Raw genomic sequence first — 19755 nt, forward strand, 5'->3', positions numbered from 1 at the left:
GTATGCAAACACTAAACGTACTTGATAATAGATTCTCACCGTTCAATACCTATAGTACATTGAGAACTGATGCGCATGTTGCTGGAACTTTTACTAATACTGTTTTCGATAAGCGTCAGATCTTAGCCTTTATGACGCAATTACAAACCACACTCGATATAGATAAGCTATTAAATATTTTTGCGGTAGAAGCGGCACGCTACGTTGATTTTTCTGGGCTTTACTTTAAAAGCCAGAGCGTTAACAAGACGTTACCTGGTAGCAGAAAAGCAAAAAAAGAACGTCGTTTTGATTTGACAATTACCGATGATTTTATAGGTACCCTTAGTTACGGCATCAATAGCCCTATCAGTTTAACTAACTATAAAGTTTTACAACAACTGCACTTATGTTTATTACACCCGCTTAGAAATGCCATTGCTTACCATGCGGCTATGCAACTTGCCATGCAAGATGCATTAACAGGGCTAGGAAATCGCCGTTATTTTGATGAGCAATTAAAGCGTTCTATGCATAATGCTAATCGCCATCATAGTTTGGTGGGTTTAGTCTTAGGTGACTTAGATAAATTTAAAGCGATTAATGATGCTTATGGCCATGTAACTGGCGATTTAGTGTTGCGAGAATTTGCCAATGTGCTGCGCCAGTGTACTCGAAACTCAGACAGTATATTTAGATTTGGTGGCGATGAATTTGCCATTATCGTCGAGAATGCTGACGAGACTGCTTTAGCCATAATTGAAAATAGAATAAATTTAGCATTAACAACGAACGTATTGTTAAGTAAATACCAACTAGGTTGCAGTATAGGTACTACTTTTATGAATAGAGTTGATAATGAAATGAGTTTCTTTGAACGCGCAGATGAAATTTTATACCGCAGTAAAATGCAAGCGGCTGCGCACTTAAGCGTGGTATAGCTTGAAGTCAACCGTCGATAAACGGATTAGACTCTAACTATTTTCAGCCTTTAGCGCCTTAAATGCCACTTTACGTTCATTCGGAGTGGCATTTACTAATAGCCGACAAAAGCGAACCGCTTGGGCAAATGATTTTTCATCGACAGTAATTCCATCAACATTGGCCTTACTTAAGTATTGTAAAACAGCGGTAAAATAGACTTCATCTAAGAAGAACACCTTAGCGTAGTGAGTAATCGCATCCGCTAATGAGGGATACAAGACACCATCAAAACTAAAGGTTGCGCCTTCATCCAATTCAACATCAACCTCATCAAGCTCAATACCATTAGCCACCAATGGCCAACCTAAATAGTTGACTCTCTCCTTGGCAACTTCATACATAAACCAAGCACTTCGGGCAAAACCGGCAAAGTTGCCTTGCTCAAAACCACTGTTCGCTAATTCTTGCTCTGTCCAATTAATACCGATAGCAAGGTCTTTTGCGTAGCGTTTTAATAACTGGCGCTTTACTTGCTCTTTAACTGCCCAAATGGAATTTTCATCGGCTTTGCTGGCAAGCTGTTGACACTCTCGGCACGTTGGCACAGATATCATGGGATGAGGGCATGAGCGTAACAAGTAGTTGTTACGCTCATTAGTAACAATTTTACTCTCGGCAGGAACAATAAAACTTACTTGGCTAGGCTCACCACAAAACCAACAGCAGTGCCTTTTATTAAAAGGGGTTTCAGTAATGATTACTGCTACTGGCTCTGCTGTGTGTACTGATATTTCAGCTACAAGGGGTGCTACCATATTGGTTTCACTACCAGTTTTACTCATTGACTATGAGTGAGCCGTTCAACAAGGTTCTAGCGCTTTCTTTTAATTTTACTATTGTACTTGCTGTTAGTTTGCTCAGCTTTATTTTTCTGCTTTGCTTTACCTTTAACATCTTTTTTAGCTAAGTTTTGATTTTTTTCTTGAGTAGCACGATATCGATTCTTACTTTCACGCTTAACCGTTGCTTCTTGATAAGCTTCATTTTCTTGGTGATTAAACTCGTAACCTGGCACCACAATACGTTCAAATCGGCGACCGATAAGTTCTTCAATGTTTCCTAAAAAGCGCTCATCTTTCGGGCTTACTAAAGAAATTGCCGTACCTGACTTACCTGCTCTGCCCGTACGACCAACACGATGAACGTAATCTTCGGCAAGGAACGGTAAATGAAAGTTAACAACATAGCCAAGGTCTTCTATATCTAAGCCACGAGCAGCAACATCGGTTGCCACTAATACGCGTACCTTACCTTCTTTAAATTGCTCTAAGGCTTTATTTCTTGCGCCCTGAGTTTTATCGCCATGACATAACGCGGCTTTAATACCGTCCAATTTAAGCTCTTTTGCTAAGAGATTAGCACTTTCTTTGGTACCAGCAAAAACAAGCACTTGTTGCCAGTTGTTGACGCCAATTAACTCAGAAAGTAATTCACGTTTACGCGCTTCACTTACCCAATATACTGATTGCTTTATTTTACCTGAAGTGGTGTTTTCTCTAGAAACGCTAATAGTTTTTGGCGTTTTTAACAATTGATTGGCTAATGTTTTTACCCGATCAGAGAAAGTCGCTGAAAACATTAACGTTTGGTGTTTATGTTTAATTGCTAAAAGTAACTTTTCTATGTCGGTTAAAAAACCCATGTCTAGCATGCGATCAGCTTCATCAAGTACTAGAAATTTAACTTGCGATAAATCAACATTGTGCGAGGCTAAGTGCTCTAACAGACGACCTGGCGTTGCCACTAACACATCAAGACCTTGCTTAAGCATATTAGTTTGTGAGGCCATTTTACCGCCACCATAAACCACACCTGTTTTTACTGGCAGGTATTGACTGAACTGCTTAATATTATCGTTAACTTGTTTAGCAAGCTCACGGGTTGGTGTTAGTATCAAGGCACGAATCCCCTGACCTGAAGCACTTTTTTCATTGCCAGCAGTAGTTGAACTGTGCGCCGCATGGTTGGCTTTAGCAATCGCATCTAAAATCGGTAAACTAAAAGCAGCAGTTTTTCCGGTACCAGTTTGTGCGCTCGCTAAAAGGTCAGTACCTCGGCGAATAACCGGAATTGCTTCTTGTTGAATTGGGGTTAAATTCTTATAACCACAGGCCTTAACCGCTTTTAATAAATCCGCTGATAAGCCAATTGCATCAACACTCATATGTCACCTAAACCCTAAAATAAACGCGTAAAAAACTGAAATAGTATAATTGGGCGGGATTATAATACAAATTGTTGTTAAAAGCAGAACTAGTCTTGATTAATTAGCTTTCTGGCTTATTTGTCAAATTAAGGGCCTTGTTGTTGGGTAAGTAATAGCTTTCAACAAAAGAAAAAGCCCCAACAAGCAGCCATCAATGATTTTAAAGAGGTGAAGCAGTTGTGCATTTAGAGTCATAACAACAGCTATCACAGGTTATGTGATTCTTAAGCTTGATGTCGAAAAATTCAGAATCAATATTGGTTCTACAGCTAATCGTTATATGGTTAACTGTAGAACAGTGAAGTTACTAAATTACCAGTACTGTACTCATTCTTGCTAATTATTAGTAATAGGGGCGGCAACGCCAGCGGCAACATAAGGAATGACGCGCTCTATAACTCCGGCGATATCTAACTTGTTATCAAAATCATTTTGAGCAATATCAATCAAGGCTTCACTTGAAGACATAGTAAAAACAATAGTGCCCATGGTGAAGTGTAAACGCCAAAACATTTCTTCAGTTGTTAATTCTGGGTAAGCTATTTTTACCGCTTTGGTGAAATTGGTGAACACATTAGGATACTGGGTTGTTAAGAACCAGCGTAAAAAGCCCTGACTGTCCGTGTACCCGCGGCCTAATAACTGCAAAAAGGTGCTGGTACCGTTTTCTTTAAACTCATTAAGCTTAAGTAACGGATCGATAAAGGCGTAAAATACCTCATGCAAAGTCGGCTTTTGCTCTGCTTGGCAAATTAATGACAGTGCTGACTCTAATTGTGGAGATAATTCATCCATATAACGAGACATCACCGCTTTGATTAACTCTTTTTTAGAGCCAAAATGATAATTCACCGCCGCTAAATTTACATTAGCTTGGCTGGTAATTTCTCTTAAAGAGGTACCATTAAAACCTTTATCGGCAAAAAGTACATCGGCGGCATCTAATATTTTATTTTTGGTACTCATACTTCCACTTCTAACTGCTTGCTGTTTAGCTTATTTAATACTAATAGCATTAAATATAAACAGCTAGTTTAAACACCCGTTTAAAATAGCGTATTCTTTGTAAATAGGTCAAGCTTTTATAAATGACGATATTATAAATATTTAAAATGTAGCGAACAAGAGCACTCTATTACAAAACGTTACCTAATCTATACAGTAAAACACAGGCGGAGCATTTATCATTAACTCAGTTTCAAACAAGCAGTGATTTAACCAGTCGCTGCAGACCTTGACTCCCTTTTATACCATTGTTTTTGTTTATTATTGTTTTATATTTCTACCCTGTTTCATGTTGTAGTTTGCTCATTCATTTGAATGAGCATTTTTTTTGCCTGCAATTCAACCTTCCCAGCCCTAAGTAACTATTTCCCTTATAAACTTTGTATCAAGCAAACATTTTTATATACTAGCGCCACCTAATAACTTATCTAATAACGATTATAAAAATGATACAGATTAAGAAAACATTCAAGTTTACCGGTCTTGCTTTAATTATTGCCGCTTCTTTAACCGCGTGTAATCAAGGCTCTAGTCAACAAGCCTCCGCAGAACAAGCGACTACGGCCACAACTCAAACAGCACTAACCTCAGCCGACGCGCAAAAATTCTTAGATGATGTTGCTAAAGAAATGGTTGTTATGAACCTAGAAGGTTCACGTGCAGCATGGATATATGCTAACTTCATCACTGAAGATACTGCTGCCTTAGCTGCAGATGCCGATCAAAAATCCACTGATGCTGGTGTTAGATACGCCATGAAAGCAGCTACTTTTGATAAGGTAGCGGTTAACGACATACAACGTCGTCAATTAAACATTTTAAAACAAAGCTTAGTTATGCCTGCACCACAAGACTCAGCGAAGTCTGCTGAACTTGCCAACATTGGCGCTAAGCTTGGCAGCATGTATGGCACAGGTAGCTATACCACCAAAGCAGGTGAGAAACTTAGTTTAGGTGATATGACCGCTAAGATGGCTAATTCTCGTGATTACGATGAATTACTTGAGCTGTGGTCAGGCTGGCGTGAAATTAGTCCAGAAATGAAACCACTTTATACCCGCCAAGCAGAGCTTGCCAATGAAGGTGCGAAAGGCCTGGGTTATAAAGACTTAGGTGCTATGTGGCGTTCAAATTATGATATGCCTGCCGATGAGTTTGCTAAAGAACTAGACAGACTTTGGGGACAAGTTAAGCCTTTATATGATGACTTACATTGTTATGTAAGAACTGAGTTAGGTGAAACGTACGGTACTGATAAAGTAGCCCAAGACAAACCTATTCCAGCGCATTTATTAGGTAATATGTGGGCCCAATCTTGGGGCAACATATATGATTTAGTTGCGCCTGAAGATGCCGATCCTGGTTATGATATTACCAAACAATTAGCCATTCATAATTATGATGAAGTAGACATGGTTCGAGGTGCGGAGAAATTCTTTACTTCACTAGGTTTTGACGCTTTACCAGAGACTTTTTATAGCCGTTCATTATTTACTAAACCGGCTGATAGAGACGTAGCTTGTCACGCCAGCGCATGGGACCTTGATGCTAAAGACGATATTCGCATCAAGATGTGTATCCAAAAAACCGGTGAAGAGTTCAATGTTATCCACCATGAGTTAGGGCACAATTTCTACCAACGTGCTTATAAAGACCAACCGGTATTCTTCCAAAACAGTGCCAATGACGGCTTCCATGAAGCTATCGGTGATACGATTGCTTTATCTGTTACCCCTAAATACTTAAAAGAAATTGGTTTAATCGATACCATTCCTGACGAATCAAAAGACATTGGTTTATTAATGAAGCAAGCCCTTGATAAAATTGCTTTTATTCCCTTTGGCTTGATGGTTGATCAATGGCGTTGGAAAGTTTACTCAGGTGAAATCATCCCTGAAAACTACAACACTTCATGGTGGGAATTACGTGAGAAGTATCAAGGTGTAGCAGCTCCTATTGATCGTGATGCTAATGCCTTCGATCCCGGTGCTAAATACCACGTACCCGGTGGTGTTCCGTATAGCCGTTATTTCTTAGCACACATTCAACAATTTGAATTCCATCGTGCTTTATGTGAAATTTCAGGTAATACTGACCCAATTCACCGCTGTTCAATTTACAACTCAAAAGAAGCCGGTGCTGCACTTAATACCATGCTAGAAATGGGTTCAAGCCAACCGTGGCAACAAGCTTACAAGGTTATTACTGGCAATGAGCAAATGGACGCTAGTGCTATTTTAGATTACTTCGCACCATTACACGTTTGGTTGAAAAATAAAAACCAAGGTAAACAATGTGGTTTTTAAGGCTTAAGCATTAAAAGATTAATTGTTGACTAATAGCTACTGATTAACCTTGTGCAATTAAATAAGGTTAATCTAAACCAGCTTTACTTAAGAAAAGTAGTCTAAACATGAGCCACTAAAAAGCCCCGTTACCTTAGGTATTAACCTTTAGATAACGGGGCTTTTTTAATGCGTTTAATTTAGCTTTATAGCGTAACTAACGCGTTAGAAGTTAGCTCATATGTACTAACATATGACTCGGCTTCTCAAGGAATGATTTCCATAGATTACAAAAACGGGCAATAGTACCACCATCAATAACTCTATGATCGCCAGACCAGCTCACTTGCATAATACTGCGTGCTTCGACTTCACCTTGCTCATTAAAGCGTGGTAATTTTTGTAATTTACCCAAAGCAACGATAGCCACTTCCGGCTTGTTGATAATAGGCGTCGCTACAGTGCCACCTATTGCGCCAATGTTAGAAATGGTGATAGTACCACCTTTCAAGTCTTCACTAGCGACACGACCACTACGGGCATCATTGGTTAAACGCATAATATCGTTAGCTAGCTCTAATATTGATTTAGCTTGTACCTGTTTAATATTAGGTACAAGTAAGCCAACTTTAGAATCAACTGCCATGCCAATATTGTGATCGTCAAAGTAAGTTAGCTCAGTGCAGTCGTCATTCACTTTGGTGTTAACCAAAGGATACTCTTTAATCGCTAATGACATAGCTTTCATAAAGAACGGCATCATGGTTAATTTAATATCTTGCTTGGCGTAAACTTCTTTTAGCTCTGTACGTAAAGCGATAAGCTCTGTAAGGTCAATTTCTTCACAATAAGTAAAGTGCGGAATAGTGCTGACGCTATTTTGCATCGCTGTTGCCATGATCTTTTTAATACCGCGAATGGGCTCAACTCTTGTATTACCAATAACAGTACTGCCTACAACACCAGGTGCAACACATTGACCATTTTGACTATGAGCTAAAACATCATCTTTATAAACGCGGCCTTTTTTGCCACTGCCGGCAACTTGATGGATGTTAATATCAAGCTCACGCGCAACGCGCCTAACCGCAGGGCTGGCTAATGCTTTACCCGTGGCGGTTTTATTAGTGTTATCAACTTTTGCATCATTTATTGTTGATGCTACTGGGCTAACAACTGCTGCTTCTACAGCTGGTGCTTTTGCTTCTGGCTCAGCGGTAACTTCAATGTCATCACTGCTGCTTTCTTCATCTGTAGTCATAGAAAAAAGTGGTGAATGCACTTTGGCTATTTCACCTTGTTTATAATACAGCTTTTGCACAACACCTGAATACATGGCAGGAATTTGTACTAAGGCTTTATCTGTCATTACATCAGCAATTGGCTGATCTTCAACAATAGTTTCACCTTCTTTAACTAACCACTCGACGAGTTCACACTCAACGATACCTTCGCCAATATCAGGTAATATAAAATCAATACTCATGTGCTGTTTCCTGTTAATAGGGAGTTATCGTTAAAAGTTAACGGTCTTTTTAATTGCTTCATATACTTTGAGGTGATCGCTAACATACTCTTTTTCTAACGCTAATGGGTATGGCGTATCTAGTCCACATACTCGAGCAATAGGTGACTCTAAATGTAAGAAACATTCACTTTGAATAGTCGCGGCAATTTCACTAGCAAAACCTGCGGTTAACGGTGCTTCTTGACTGACAAGTAAACGCCCTGTTTTCATCACTGAGTTACTAATGGTGTCGATATCCCAAGGTAAAATAGTACGTAAATCTACCACCTCACAAGAAATACCATCGTTACTGGCCAATTGCGCGGCTTTTTCAATGATTTCCATTTGTGCGCCCCAAGCGAGTAAGGTGATATCAGTGCCCGTTTGTACCACTTCTGCTTTACCTAGTGGTAACTGGTAATCTTCTTCTGGCACTTCTCCAACCGAGGCGCGATATAGGCGCTTAGGTTCAAAAAACACCACCGGGTTATCATCACGAATAGAGGCAAGCAATAAGCCTTTAGCTTGATATGGATTACGAGGAATAACGACCTTTAAACCTGGAGTATGAGCAAAATAAGCTTCTGGTGATTGACTATGGTATAAACCACCGGCAATACCGCCGCCGTATGGAGTACGAATAGTCAGTTTACCGACATTAAATTCATTGCCGGTACGGTAACGAAATTTAGCTGCTTCATTGACGATTTGATCAAAGGCTGGAAATATGTAATCAGCAAATTGAATTTCAGCAATAGCAACACTGCCTTGAGCAGCTAAGCCATTGGCAAAACCAATAATGCCCTGCTCTACTAACGGGGTATTGAAACAACGTGCTTTACCATACTTCTCTTGTAAGCCACTAGTGGCACGAAAAACACCGCCAAAATGACCAACATCTTCACCAAAACATACCGTGCGGTCATTGTCCGCCATGGCAATATCAAGTGCGCTATTAATAGCATGTAATAAATTAATTTTCGCCATGATTAGAGTTTCCCTGCCGCTGTAGTTGGGTAAGCTTCATGAGAGTCAGTGTTGATATCACACACTTGGTCAATATAGATTTGCGTCATGATTAAAATTTCCCTGCAGCTGTAGTTGGATAGGCTTCATGAAGATCATTGTTGATAATACACTCATTATCAGTATAAATTTGCGTCATGATTAGAATTTCCCTGCGGTAAACGGATAAGCTTCTGGGTATTTTTTGATGTGAACTTTCACTTCATCTAACTGTGCTTGAAGTTGTGCTGATGGCACATCATAAACATCGGTGATCATGGTATCGATATGCGGCTTGTCTATTTTCTCTGCCACTTTTACTGCCGCTAACACTTGCTCTCTATACTGCTCGTACAAAGCTGTGTCTTGTGCTTCATCCCACCAGTTTTGCTTCAACATCCAGTTTTTCATGCGCAAAATAGGATCATTACTTTGCCATTTAGCTTCTTCTTCTTTTGTTCGATAACCTGATGGATCATCTGAGGTAGAATGTGCGCCAAGACGATAAGACATCGCTTCGATTAATACCGGTTTACTTTCTTTTACCGCATAAGCGCGAGCAATTTGTGTTGCTTTTAGTACCGCTAGAATATCGTTGCCATCAATACGAATGGTTTTAATACCATAGCCAACACCACGCGAAGCAATGCCGTTACCTCTAAACTGCTCTTCAGCAGGAGTCGAAATGGCATAACCATTGTTTCGACAGAAAAAGATAACTGGCGCCTCTTGTACTGCCGCCATATTTAAACCGGCATGGAAGTCGCCTTCTGATGCAGCCCCTTCGCCAAAGTAGCAAATAGTCACAGCATCAAGACCTTGTAATTTTTGCCCATAAGCATAACCAGTCGCTTGTGGAATTTGTGTGGCAAGTGTCGAAGAAACCGTCATACAGTTCAGCGCTTTAGAGCCATAGTGTATTGGCATTTGACGGCCTTTACCTAAATCTTCCGCATTACTAAACAGTTGGTTCATAAAGTTTTCAAGGCTAAAGCCACGATACATTAAGGCACCCTGTTCACGATATTGCATCATGATCATATCTTGCGGCTCTAACCCCGCAGCACCACCAACGCTGGCAGCTTCTTCACCTAAAGCTGTCATGTAAAAGCTTAAACGCCCTTGGCGCTGCGATGCTACCATGCGTTCATCTAATACACGATGAAAGGCTAGCGTCTGATATATTTTTGTCGCTAATGTTTGGTCAATATCAGGTAAATCAGCACCCGGATAGGTGGTGCCGTCTTGATGTAAAATTCTCAATTCAGGAATTTCAACACTGTGGCCATCGATAAAAGTAGGCTGATGCACTACCGGTCCATCATTATAAAGTTCTGTGCTCATAACGTTCTCTTCTTTTTACTCTAACGCGCAAGATATTGCGGCTAAAGTCTGCGAAAGTTGATACCAAGTCGATGATATTAGAAAGCTTAATCAACTTGGTATTAGCTAGGCTTAATTTTTTGTTTTTAGTATAGCTAATTTATACCTATGCCTAAGTAAAGTAAGGCGTGCCATAATAGTCAATTTACTTTACCTTTACGTCAACTGACAATCAATAAACAAAGACAATAAGTTACTATGTGCACAATAGAAAGTGAGCAATATTCTTTACAGTGGGATTAACGTAATGAAGTGGTGGCAATTGATGAAAAAAAGAGTTATTACTAAGTGGGGGGTAATAACTCTTAAATAGCAGAAACCTAGAGCCCTGCTGCTTTAAATGCAGCACTGACAATAGCTTGTGCTTCACTGATGATTTTTTGCAGATGATTATCATCGATAAAACTCTCTGCATAAATTTTATAAATTTCTTCCGTACCTGAAGGACGCGCAGCAAACCAACCATTATCAGTCACTACTTTTATGCCTCCTATGGCAGCACCATTGCCAGGTGCATGGGAGAGTACTTGTATAATTTTATCACCAGCAAGTATGTCGGCACTAACATCATCTATTGAAAGAGCCGTTAATACACGTTTTTGCTCAAATGATGCCACCGCTTCAACTCGACCATAACATGGTTTCCCTAAACTTTTAGCAAGTTCAAGGTAATATAGGTAAGGGTCTTTGCCGGTAACAGCAAGAATTTCTGCGGCTAATAAAGCTAGGATAAAACCATCTTTATCTGTGGTCCAAGTACTGCCATCACGTGCTAAGAAAGAAGCACCTGCACTTTCTTCTCCGCCAAAGGCATAACTTGCATCGGCTAAACCATCAACAAACCACTTAAAACCAACGGGTACTTCTGATAAGGGTAACGACAGCTGGTTAGCAACACGATCAATCAGTGAGCTGGACACTAAAGTCTTGCCTATCTTACAGCTTTTTGGCCAATCTCTATGGGTCATCAAGTAATGAATCGCGACAGCGAGGTAATGATTAGGATTCATCAAACCGCCAGTCGGGGTAACGATACCGTGGCGATCAAAGTCGGGGTCATTACCAACACTGATATCAAAATCATCTTTCATGGCGATTAAGCCAGCCATAGCGTATTTTGAAGAACAGTCCATGCGAATTTTGCCGTCTTTATCTAGTGGCATAAAAGCAAAGCTAGCATCGACAACTTCATTAACTACCTTAATTTTAAGGTCATATTGCTGAGCAATCACCGGCCAATAATCAATGCCTGAGCCGCCAAGCGGGTCAACACCTATAGTTACTCCGGCTTTGGCAATAGCCTGCATATCAATCACTTGGTCAAGTTGGGTAACATAATGATTAATAAAATCTTCTTTAACGAGTAAAGAGGATTGTAATGCCTGCTGGTAAGATAGCTGCTTTATACCCTCTGAGTTAGCGGCAATTAATTCATTAGCACGCTGTTCAATTTTTTTAGTGATGTCACCTTCGGCAGGACCACCATGAGGGGGGTTATATTTAATACCCCCATCGCTAGGTGGATTATGCGAAGGAGTGATCACCAGACCATCGGCAATGTTATTAGCGTCTGATTTATTATGGCAAATAATTAAACGAGAAATAACCGGCGTTGGCGTAAAGCCCTTTCCTGATAATGCGTCACTTTGTATAACAACATTAACACCATTGGCAATAAGTACCGAGATAGCACTAGCAAAAGCCGGCTCAGATAACGCATGAGTATCTTTACCTAAAAAAAGTGGACCATTAATGCCATTATCTTGGCGATACTCAGCGATAGCCTGACAAATAGCAATAATATGCTGTTCATTGAAACTACGCTTGCTGGCACTGCCACGATGACCTGAGGTACCAAAACTAACTTGCTCTGCTGCTAAGCTAACATCTGGAGTCTGGGTAAAGTAGTCACTAACTAGCTGACCAATATTAATTCTATCTTGAGGACGAACAGGTTTACCGGCAAAAGTATCAACACTCATATTTTCTTCTTAATGATTAATGGCAATTAGTTAGAGTCTCTACGCGTTTAGTTAGAGTAACTCACGAATTTTCTCAACATCAATATCACTATAACCTAATGAAATTGACGCTTTAGTTAACATCATTTTTTTACGTGTGGTGTTAGAGTTAGTAATAACCCAAAAAGGACTTTCCGGTATTTGGCGAGGTTTAGTACTGCTACCACTTTCTGCTAATTTATTTTCACTGTTAGCAAAATACAAGCGATCACGGCCACTGATCTCAGTGACTACGCCAAACTGCTCAGGATGCGCACGATATAACGCCGCAAGGATTAATAAAAACCGACCGACAGCGCCACGTTGCATGGCTAGCTCTTCTTTATTAATAAAGTTAAACACAGTTTCATGACTCTCAGCCACTGCTTTAACAAGCTTAACCGCCTCTGGCTTTATAATTCCCGCAGTTTTAATACTCACTACAGGCTGGTCGACTTTAAGGGAGACTTCGACCTTATCTGAAATTTCATTAACGGTAACAGCTTCAACAACGGTTGCTGAGTCTTTAGCTTCTAAACCAAAATTTAGCAAACGGCGTAAAATGGCAGAAGCACTTTCACCAATATATTGGGTATTCGTGGCAATGTATTGATAAAGTTCTTCATCTATTTCGATGTTTTTCATTGTTACCCTTAACTTAAAGAATTCGGGCAGATTATATAGGGAAATGGCGGATGGTTGAACTGATTTATACCCATTACCATTCAAAGTGCAGGATTTCAGTGGGAATTAGCATGACTTTAGACAAGATAACTAATTTATGCATAGTTATTCTATTCTATGCTTTGATTATTTACCGCAGTATAAAGCCATGTTAAACCCATCGAAGAAGGGCTTAACATGGCTATCCTTAAAACGAATTTCACCACATCACATCGAAATAAAATTACCCCGCACTCTGGAACATGCGTCTTGACTGGTAACGGGTATCCTTGCAAATAGTCGTTAAAAACATGACAATATCGTCATTAATGGACAAATAAAAACTAAGTCAAACATGATAAAACAGCACGCAATACTTAACTATAAACAAACAGGTACTGGCGAACATCTTGTACTTATCCATGGTTTATTTGGTAGCTTAGAAAATCTCAATATGGTGGCAAAATCATTAAGTAACAATTTTTGTGTTACTAGTGTTGACGTAAGAAATCATGGTAATTCGTTTCATGCAAGCTCCATGGAATACCCTGAATTAGCACAAGACATTATCAATTTATTAGACCATTTAAACATTTATACTTGTCTATTACTTGGACATTCTATGGGAGGGAAAATAGCCATTCAAGTCGCTATAGAACAGCCTCAACGAATTAAAAAATTACTTATCGCTGATATTGCGCCGGTTAGTTACCCGCCACATCATTTAGAGATAATAAAGGGTTTGCAAGCAATCGATTTATCCAAGGTGATGAAGCGAAAGGATGCTGATGAGCAACTTGCGCCCTTTGTCGAAAACCTAGGTGTTAGACAATTTTTATTGCGTAATTTAGCACTCGATAGCCAAGGTGAATTCAGCTTCAGATGTAGCCTTAGCAACATTAGTTTATGCTACCCACAAATAATGAAAGCCAATGAATTAGCGGCCAACCAAGCCGCTTATAACGGACCAACATTGTTTATCAAGGGTGGTAAATCAGATTATATTTTACCTGAGCATAGAGCAGCTATTGCAAAGTTATTACCTAACAGTAAAGCAAAAATAATCCAAGGTGCTGGTCATTGGCTGCATGCTGAGAAAACCCTAGCCTTTAACAAGATTGTTGTCGACTTTATCAAGAGTTAACGGCTGGTAAATATTTATAAAAACACAAGTTCCCCCCGTCGACTTGACTATCATTGATGAAGATCAAAATTCTTAGTGCCAACACACGCTATTGTTGTTATTTTCTGAGCTTATTTAGCCATTAGTCATAAATGCTAATGGTATGGCGGAGATGATATGTTATAATCCCGCCAATTTTTTGGCCTTAATGTTTTTGGCCTTAGTGTATAAGAAACAATCAACCACTATGCTAGTAGAACATTTTGAGCTTATTGAGGCCATCGGCCTGAATTTATTTTTCCTTTTTATCTTTGGTTTTATCGGCTTATCTATTCATGGTGTGATGAATGAAAACGATGTGCCAAAAATGGGTAAAATGGTGGTATACACTGTTTTATTTGCCGGCTGTGCCGGTTTTATTGCTAAGGCTATTATCCAGTTTATCTGGGAAAGCCAGGGTGTGGGTTAACTCATGGCAAAAGAAATATCCGATTTAACCACTATTGACTTATTCAATAATGAAAAACGCCCTGGACGCCCAAAAACGAACCCAAACTCTCGTAGCGTACAAATAAAGATAAATAAGCGAAATCAAGTTAAACGTGATAAAAACAATGGCTTAAAACGCGTTGAGTTTAAGGTTCATCACAGTTTATTCGAACAATTAGAGCAATTAGCTGAAACTCAACAAGTGAGTCGAAGTGAATTAATAGAGGCGCTGCTAATAGAGTCGTTAGCCGCACACGTTAAGTAATTTTTAAGAAAGCATCTATAAGGTAAAATTTCATGGCAATCGTAGGTTTATTCTTCGGCAGTGATACCGGTAATACTGAAGCAATTGGAAAAATGATCCAGAAAAAACTTGGCAAGCAAATGGTTGATGTGAAAGACATTGCCAAAAGCACTAAAGAGGAAATCGCTGAGTTTGATCTACTGATTTTAGGCATCCCTACTTGGTACTATGGTGAAAACCAATGTGATTGGGATGACTTTTTACCTGATTTAGAAGAAATTGATTTCACTGACAAATTAGTTGCCATCTATGGTTTAGGCGACCAAGAAGATTACGCCGAATACTTCTGTGATGCGATGGAGCCATTGCGTGACATCGTTGAAAGCAAAGGTGCTATCGTTGTTGGTAATTGGTCAACCGAAGGTTATGAATTTGAAGCTTCTAAAGCGCTTGTTGATGAAAATACATTTATCGGCTTATGTATTGACGAAGACAGACAAAGTGAATTAACAGAAGAGCGTGTTGATAAATGGCTCGTGCAATTAAATGATGAAATGTGTTTAGCTGAATTTTCCGAATAACCTTATTTCATTCATGGATATAATAGAAAAAAGCCCATTAATTGGGCTTTTTTTTTAGCTTTTTCAAGCAAATCTAAAAATATCATCAAAGAATAAAACTAAAGCTTTTCTCTTTATCGATAACCCCCTATAATTTTGATATTACATTACTTAATCACTTTAGAGACTTAATATGGCTGAACAAAACGAAGAACTTAAAAGAGCTGGATTAAAAATCACCCTGCCTAGAATTAAAATACTAAGTATTCTTCAACAGCCAAATAATCAGCACATCAGTGCTGAAGATGTGTATAAAATATTACTAGGGCAAAATGAAGAAATTGGCTTAGCTACTGTATACCGAGTATTAAACCAATTTGATGATGCTGGTATCGTTACCCGTCACCATTTTGAAGGTGGTAAGTCAGTCTTTGAATTAGCCCATAAAGCACATCATGATCATTTGGTTTGTTTGAAATGTGGTAAAGTGGTCGAGTTTGAAGATAATGTCATTGAAGAAAGACAAAAAGATATTGCCGTAGCTAACAAGATCAAGCTAACTAATCATAGCTTATATCTATACGGTGAATGTGAAGATCAAGAGGCTTGTGAGTCGTACAGAAAAAAACATCAATAAAAGACATTACTAGTTCAGGTAACTTTACTTACCTAGTTACCCAAACATAAAAACGCTGCGATATCACTATCACAGCGTTTTTTGTTGTCGATATTTTGCTTATTGAAATCTGTCGTTAAGGTCAGATCAGGCTTTTTTCAAGTAAGCTGATACTAGAACTATGCGAGTGCCGTTTACTTTCCCTTCGATGTGTTCAGGGTTATCCGTTAGCGTAATACCGCGTACTAAGGTGCCTTGTTTGGCAGTAAAGTTTGCCCCTTTAACTTTTAAATCTTTAATTAGTGTCACATTATCACCGTCTTGTAATTCTGCACCATTACTATCTCGGGTTGGTCCATTACTACGCTCCGCTGCTATACCCTGCTCTGCCCAGGTTTTAACTTCATCTTCCAAGTAAATCATCTCTAAGGCGTCTTGTGCCCAACTTTCTGTAGAGAGTTTGTGTAACATGCGATATGACATGACTTGTACCACTGGCTCTTGATTCCACATACTGTCATTCAAACAGCGCCAATGGTTTAGATCTAACTCGCTTTGACCTTCAATCTGTGACAAGCACTTTTGACAAACATAAATAGATTGCTGAGCACTTAAGTCACTTGTTGGCGGTACAGGATAAACTGCCAGCGTATTGGTACTGGTACAAAGTTCACAGCTATTATTACTACGGGTTTTTAATGCTTGTTCTGCAGGCATAATTTTTCCAAAGATATTCGTTATTTTAATAAGCTAATTATACCCGCATCGCCTTATATTTCTATGAAAAAACTTACTTTAACGGTTAAATCCCCTCGTTTATCGATTACCCCTAGACAATGACTATTCTTCAATGATAAAACTCCCCCATAATTATAAACTACTGAGTAGCAGGCTAAACCATGACCAGCGCAACGACAGCGAATGTATCTTTTTTTCAAAAACTTAAATCGACCAGTTTGGTCAGCCAAATAATCGTCGCAATTATTTTAGCTTGCCTATTAGCAACTCTATCACCAGAATCCGCTAAGACATTCGGCATGCTCGGCAGCTTATTTGTCAGCGCCTTAAAAGCAGTTGCGCCAATTCTTGTGCTGGTATTGGTCACCTCTGCTATCGCTAATCAAAAGCTCGATAGTAGTGCTGAGTTAAAGCCTATCATTGGCTTATATTTCTTAGGAACCCTGAGTGCAGCCTTTATTGCGGTATTATTAAGTTTTGCTTTTCCGACTGAGCTGACCTTAGATTTAGCCGGAGCGAGCGCTAACCCGCCACAAAAATTAACCGAAGTTTTGGCTACGCTGGCTTTTAAAGTGGTTGAGAACCCAATAACAGCTATTGCTACTGGTAATTTTATCGCTGTACTTGCTTGGGGATTGGGCTTAGGATTTTCATTAAAACATGCCAGTGCGTCAAGTAAAGCTATGGTGCATGACTTAAGCGAAGCAATTTCGAGCATTGTTCGTATGGTAATACGCTTTGCACCACTAGGGATATTTGGTTTAGTAGCGAATACTGTTGCCACTACCGGCTTTAGCGCTTTAGGTGAATATAGCCACTTGGTGGTCGTGTTGATTAGCGCTATGTTAATTATTGCCTTGCTGGTTAACCCGCTTATTGTCTTTATTATCACTAAGAAAAACCCTTACCCTTTGGTTTTCACTTGTCTTAGAGAGTCAGGTATTACCGCCTTTTTCACCCGTAGTTCCGCAGCGAATATTCCAGTGAATATGGCCTTATGTAAGAAGTTAGATTTACATGAAGACACCTATTCGGTATCAATTCCATTAGGTGCCACTATCAACATGGCAGGTGCCGCTATTACGATTACCGTACTAACCTTGGCGGCAGCGAATAGTTTAGATATTGAAGTTAGCTTTGCCACGGCAATATTACTGTCAGTGGTTGCCGCTATTTCAGCATGTGGTGCCTCTGGTGTCGCTGGTGGCTCACTATTACTTATTCCATTAGCTTGTGGCTTATTTGGCATCAATAACGATATTGCTATGCAGGTTGTTGCCATTGGTTTTATTATTGGCGTTATTCAAGACTCAGCCGAAACGGCATTAAACAGTTCAACCGATGTGGTGTTTTCAGCAGCAGCTTCGCATCATATAACTAAGTAGCGAACTGCCAGATAAACAAAAGCTGACGCTCATATTAAAAAGGCCGATAATACATTAGTACTATCGGCCTTTTAAAATTCTAATTCTAATTCTAATTCTAATTTTGAACTTAGAAGTTTAGAAAAGTATGGTCAAAGTTTTTGATAAAATCCCGTTGAATAGTTGCTTGCTCATAGACATCGTTTTACCATACTAATTCCAGTTTATAGTGATGCTTTTTTCATTGTCCTTGGCGATAAAAGGCTGACAAATAAAATGCCCCACCGCTGCGACCAACTCATTATCGTAATATAAGAAAGCAATACGCTTACGCTGCCAAGGGGCTATATTTAGCTCTTGTAGTACTTTTTTAACGCTACGGGAATGCTGTCTAAAATCAGGTAAACACTTAGGGTTATGATGACTAAAACGTACCGTGACGCGCTGTTTCTGTTTAGGAAAAATAATAGCTGACGAGCCATTAGCTTTACCGATGTTATGATTGAAAATCAGTTTCCCTAAGTTATCCGGTAAAGTGACTGCAGTGTTGTCTTCGGACAGAGCAACTGACGTTTGCCAATCACTTAAGTCTTGATAATCTGGTGTTAAGTAAAGCGCACCTTTAAAGCGGCGAAAAACCTGCCCAGACACGTTAATTTGTGGACTTTTATCATCAGCTGCCTGTAACTGTTGCCTAACTTGGTTCAGCTGTTCAGTACTTGGCATCAAGCAAGCATGCTGCGCCATAAAATAGCGAATTAGATTATTAAAACGGGCTATTGATAATGACTGCAAGCGATCAATATGTAAGCTGTCTTCACTGGCACTACATACGCTTAAATCTTGCTCGGCAAGTTCATCCAATAACTCTTGTCCAGCTAAACAATGGCTGGCACTGCGATTAATGGTGTTACTAATACTGGGCCAACGTGCACGTAAAAGTGGCATGACCTGCTGCCGAATAAAGTTACGATCAAAACAAGTATCAAGATTTGACTCATCCTCAATCCAATTAAGCTGGTGAGCTTGCGCATAAGCTTCTATTTCTTGTCGGGAGATACTCAATAACGGACGAACTAATAAGTGCTGAGCAAGTTGAGTTTGCGCTGACATAGCTGCAAGACCTTTTAAACCTGCACCTCGTTTCAGCGCTAATAAAAAGGTTTCACTCTGATCATCACTATGATGGCCAGTTAACACCAAAGACTTTTGAGCCCTTAATGTTTTCAAAGCATGGTATCTAGCATCACGTGCTAAAGCTTCAAGCGAGTGTTGTGCTTGCGCTTGTACATGCACACTTTTAATAACGAGTTTAACCGAAAGCTTGTCACATTCTTGCTGAGCGAATTGCTGCCAATGCAGGGCATTGTCACTTAAACCATGATTAACATGACAGACTGTTATGTTATTATTGACCAGTTTTTTTTGCTTTAATTGCATTAAAGCGTGTAACAGAACCTGAGAGTCAACACCGCCACTATAGGCAATAACTAACTCAATATTTCCATGTATTTCGAAAAGACTTTTGAGGGTGTTATGAAGGGTTGTTATTATATTATGCATAGTAAAAAACCGGCAGCTATATCCAAGATAATTGAAAATAC

At 39.5% G+C, this 19755-nt stretch carries 18 protein-coding genes; 8 read left to right on the plus strand and 10 right to left on the minus strand.

Annotated elements, in window-relative coordinates:
- Positions 1–2 precede the first annotated feature (2 nt).
- Complete coding sequence (locus tag HRT50_RS02520) at positions 3–920, plus strand: GGDEF domain-containing protein (RefSeq protein ID WP_291611016.1); 918 nt, start codon at positions 3–5, stop codon at positions 918–920.
- A gap of 33 nt (positions 921–953) precedes the next feature.
- Here the strand turns inward: HRT50_RS02520 and HRT50_RS02525 are convergent, their stop codons facing one another.
- The 3 genes from HRT50_RS02525 to HRT50_RS02535 all read right to left on the minus strand — a co-directional run bounded on the left by HRT50_RS02525 (position 954) and on the right by HRT50_RS02535 (position 4135).
- Positions 954–1745 carry a hypothetical protein gene (locus HRT50_RS02525; RefSeq protein ID WP_291611018.1) on the minus strand — a complete coding sequence of 264 codons (792 nt, stop codon included), beginning with the start codon at positions 1743–1745 and terminating at the stop codon, positions 954–956.
- A 29-nt stretch (positions 1746–1774) separates the two neighbouring features.
- Entirely contained in the window at positions 1775–3127 is a 1353-nt protein-coding gene (locus tag HRT50_RS02530) for a DEAD/DEAH box helicase (protein ID WP_291611020.1), read from the minus strand.
- A 378-nt stretch (positions 3128–3505) separates the two neighbouring features.
- Complete coding sequence (locus tag HRT50_RS02535) at positions 3506–4135, minus strand: TetR/AcrR family transcriptional regulator (RefSeq protein WP_291611022.1); 630 nt, start codon at positions 4133–4135, stop codon at positions 3506–3508.
- A gap of 485 nt (positions 4136–4620) precedes the next feature.
- Between HRT50_RS02535 and HRT50_RS02540 the strand changes: the two genes are divergently transcribed.
- Positions 4621–6480 carry a M2 family metallopeptidase gene (locus HRT50_RS02540; protein ID WP_291611024.1) on the plus strand — a complete coding sequence of 620 codons (1860 nt, stop codon included), beginning with the start codon at positions 4621–4623 and terminating at the stop codon, positions 6478–6480.
- A 211-nt stretch (positions 6481–6691) separates the two neighbouring features.
- Here HRT50_RS02540 and HRT50_RS02545 read toward each other — a convergent pair whose 3' ends face one another.
- From HRT50_RS02545 to seqA, 5 genes are all read right to left on the minus strand, one after another.
- Positions 6692–7945, minus strand: a complete 1254-nt coding sequence (locus HRT50_RS02545) for a dihydrolipoyllysine-residue acetyltransferase (protein WP_291611026.1) — start codon at positions 7943–7945, stop codon at positions 6692–6694.
- A 30-nt stretch (positions 7946–7975) separates the two neighbouring features.
- Positions 7976–8953, minus strand: a complete 978-nt coding sequence (locus HRT50_RS02550; RefSeq protein WP_291611028.1) for a transketolase C-terminal domain-containing protein — start codon at positions 8951–8953, stop codon at positions 7976–7978.
- A 180-nt stretch (positions 8954–9133) separates the two neighbouring features.
- Positions 9134–10315: a thiamine pyrophosphate-dependent dehydrogenase E1 component subunit alpha gene (locus HRT50_RS02555; protein ID WP_291611029.1), complete on the minus strand. Its 1182-nt coding sequence runs from the start codon at positions 10313–10315 to the stop codon at positions 9134–9136.
- 359 nt (positions 10316–10674) lie between these two features.
- A complete protein-coding gene (gene pgm, locus HRT50_RS02560) occupies positions 10675–12336 on the minus strand; it encodes a phosphoglucomutase (alpha-D-glucose-1,6-bisphosphate-dependent) (protein WP_291611031.1) in 1662 nt (553 codons plus the stop codon).
- Positions 12337–12387: 51 nt separating this feature from the next.
- A complete protein-coding gene (seqA, locus tag HRT50_RS02565; RefSeq protein ID WP_291611033.1) occupies positions 12388–12999 on the minus strand; it encodes a replication initiation negative regulator SeqA in 612 nt (203 codons plus the stop codon).
- 373 nt (positions 13000–13372) lie between these two features.
- Between seqA and HRT50_RS02570 the strand changes: the two genes are divergently transcribed.
- The 5 genes from HRT50_RS02570 to fur all read left to right on the plus strand — a co-directional run bounded on the left by HRT50_RS02570 (position 13373) and on the right by fur (position 16070).
- Positions 13373–14161 carry an alpha/beta fold hydrolase gene (locus HRT50_RS02570; RefSeq protein ID WP_291611036.1) on the plus strand — a complete coding sequence of 263 codons (789 nt, stop codon included), beginning with the start codon at positions 13373–13375 and terminating at the stop codon, positions 14159–14161.
- 226 nt (positions 14162–14387) lie between these two features.
- Positions 14388–14609 carry a DUF2788 domain-containing protein gene (locus tag HRT50_RS02575; RefSeq protein WP_291611106.1) on the plus strand — a complete coding sequence of 74 codons (222 nt, stop codon included), beginning with the start codon at positions 14388–14390 and terminating at the stop codon, positions 14607–14609.
- Between the two features lie 3 nt (positions 14610–14612).
- Complete coding sequence (ybfE, locus tag HRT50_RS02580; protein WP_291611038.1) at positions 14613–14894, plus strand: LexA regulated protein; 282 nt, start codon at positions 14613–14615, stop codon at positions 14892–14894.
- Positions 14895–14926: 32 nt separating this feature from the next.
- On the plus strand, positions 14927–15454 hold the full coding sequence (gene fldA, locus HRT50_RS02585; RefSeq protein ID WP_291611040.1) for a flavodoxin FldA: 528 nt from the start codon (positions 14927–14929) through the stop codon (positions 15452–15454).
- 172 nt (positions 15455–15626) lie between these two features.
- Complete coding sequence (fur, locus tag HRT50_RS02590) at positions 15627–16070, plus strand: ferric iron uptake transcriptional regulator (RefSeq protein ID WP_291611042.1); 444 nt, start codon at positions 15627–15629, stop codon at positions 16068–16070.
- 126 nt (positions 16071–16196) lie between these two features.
- On the opposite strand, the gene HRT50_RS02595 is transcribed toward fur, so the two are convergent.
- The gene (locus HRT50_RS02595) at positions 16197–16766 is read right to left on the minus strand and encodes an alkylphosphonate utilization protein (protein ID WP_291611044.1); all 570 of its coding nucleotides are present in this window, start codon (positions 16764–16766) and stop codon (positions 16197–16199) included.
- Positions 16767–16948: 182 nt separating this feature from the next.
- On the opposite strand from HRT50_RS02595, the gene sstT reads away from it, so the two are divergent.
- On the plus strand, positions 16949–18172 hold the full coding sequence (gene sstT / locus HRT50_RS02600) for a serine/threonine transporter SstT (protein ID WP_291611046.1): 1224 nt from the start codon (positions 16949–16951) through the stop codon (positions 18170–18172).
- A gap of 192 nt (positions 18173–18364) precedes the next feature.
- Here the strand turns inward: sstT and tilS are convergent, their stop codons facing one another.
- Positions 18365–19714, minus strand: a complete 1350-nt coding sequence (gene tilS / locus HRT50_RS02605) for a tRNA lysidine(34) synthetase TilS (RefSeq protein WP_291611048.1) — start codon at positions 19712–19714, stop codon at positions 18365–18367.
- Positions 19715–19755 lie beyond the last annotated feature (41 nt).

It is taken from the genome of Colwellia sp. (assembly GCF_013215345.1).
GTDB lineage: Bacteria > Pseudomonadota > Gammaproteobacteria > Enterobacterales > Alteromonadaceae > Colwellia.

Bases quoted from the DNA above. Each gene is read 5' to 3' on its own strand.
- HRT50_RS02520 (WP_291611016.1), top strand. From the start codon at position 3: ATGCAAACACTAAACGTACTTGATAATAGATTCTCACCGTTCAATACC.
- HRT50_RS02525 (WP_291611018.1), bottom strand. From the start codon at position 1,745: ATGAGTAAAACTGGTAGTGAAACCAATATGGTAGCACCCCTTGTAGCT.
- HRT50_RS02530 (WP_291611020.1), bottom strand. From the start codon at position 3,127: ATGAGTGTTGATGCAATTGGCTTATCAGCGGATTTATTAAAAGCGGTT.
- HRT50_RS02535 (WP_291611022.1), bottom strand. From the start codon at position 4,135: ATGAGTACCAAAAATAAAATATTAGATGCCGCCGATGTACTTTTTGCC.
- HRT50_RS02540 (WP_291611024.1), top strand. From the start codon at position 4,621: ATGATACAGATTAAGAAAACATTCAAGTTTACCGGTCTTGCTTTAATT.
- HRT50_RS02545 (WP_291611026.1), bottom strand. From the start codon at position 7,945: ATGAGTATTGATTTTATATTACCTGATATTGGCGAAGGTATCGTTGAG.
- HRT50_RS02550 (WP_291611028.1), bottom strand. From the start codon at position 8,953: ATGGCGAAAATTAATTTATTACATGCTATTAATAGCGCACTTGATATT.
- HRT50_RS02555 (WP_291611029.1), bottom strand. From the start codon at position 10,315: ATGAGCACAGAACTTTATAATGATGGACCGGTAGTGCATCAGCCTACT.
- pgm (WP_291611031.1), bottom strand. From the start codon at position 12,336: ATGAGTGTTGATACTTTTGCCGGTAAACCTGTTCGTCCTCAAGATAGA.
- seqA (WP_291611033.1), bottom strand. From the start codon at position 12,999: ATGAAAAACATCGAAATAGATGAAGAACTTTATCAATACATTGCCACG.
- HRT50_RS02570 (WP_291611036.1), top strand. From the start codon at position 13,373: ATGATAAAACAGCACGCAATACTTAACTATAAACAAACAGGTACTGGC.
- HRT50_RS02575 (WP_291611106.1), top strand. From the start codon at position 14,388: ATGCTAGTAGAACATTTTGAGCTTATTGAGGCCATCGGCCTGAATTTA.
- ybfE (WP_291611038.1), top strand. From the start codon at position 14,613: ATGGCAAAAGAAATATCCGATTTAACCACTATTGACTTATTCAATAAT.
- fldA (WP_291611040.1), top strand. From the start codon at position 14,927: ATGGCAATCGTAGGTTTATTCTTCGGCAGTGATACCGGTAATACTGAA.
- fur (WP_291611042.1), top strand. From the start codon at position 15,627: ATGGCTGAACAAAACGAAGAACTTAAAAGAGCTGGATTAAAAATCACC.
- HRT50_RS02595 (WP_291611044.1), bottom strand. From the start codon at position 16,766: ATGCCTGCAGAACAAGCATTAAAAACCCGTAGTAATAATAGCTGTGAA.
- sstT (WP_291611046.1), top strand. From the start codon at position 16,949: ATGACCAGCGCAACGACAGCGAATGTATCTTTTTTTCAAAAACTTAAA.
- tilS (WP_291611048.1), bottom strand. From the start codon at position 19,714: ATGCATAATATAATAACAACCCTTCATAACACCCTCAAAAGTCTTTTC.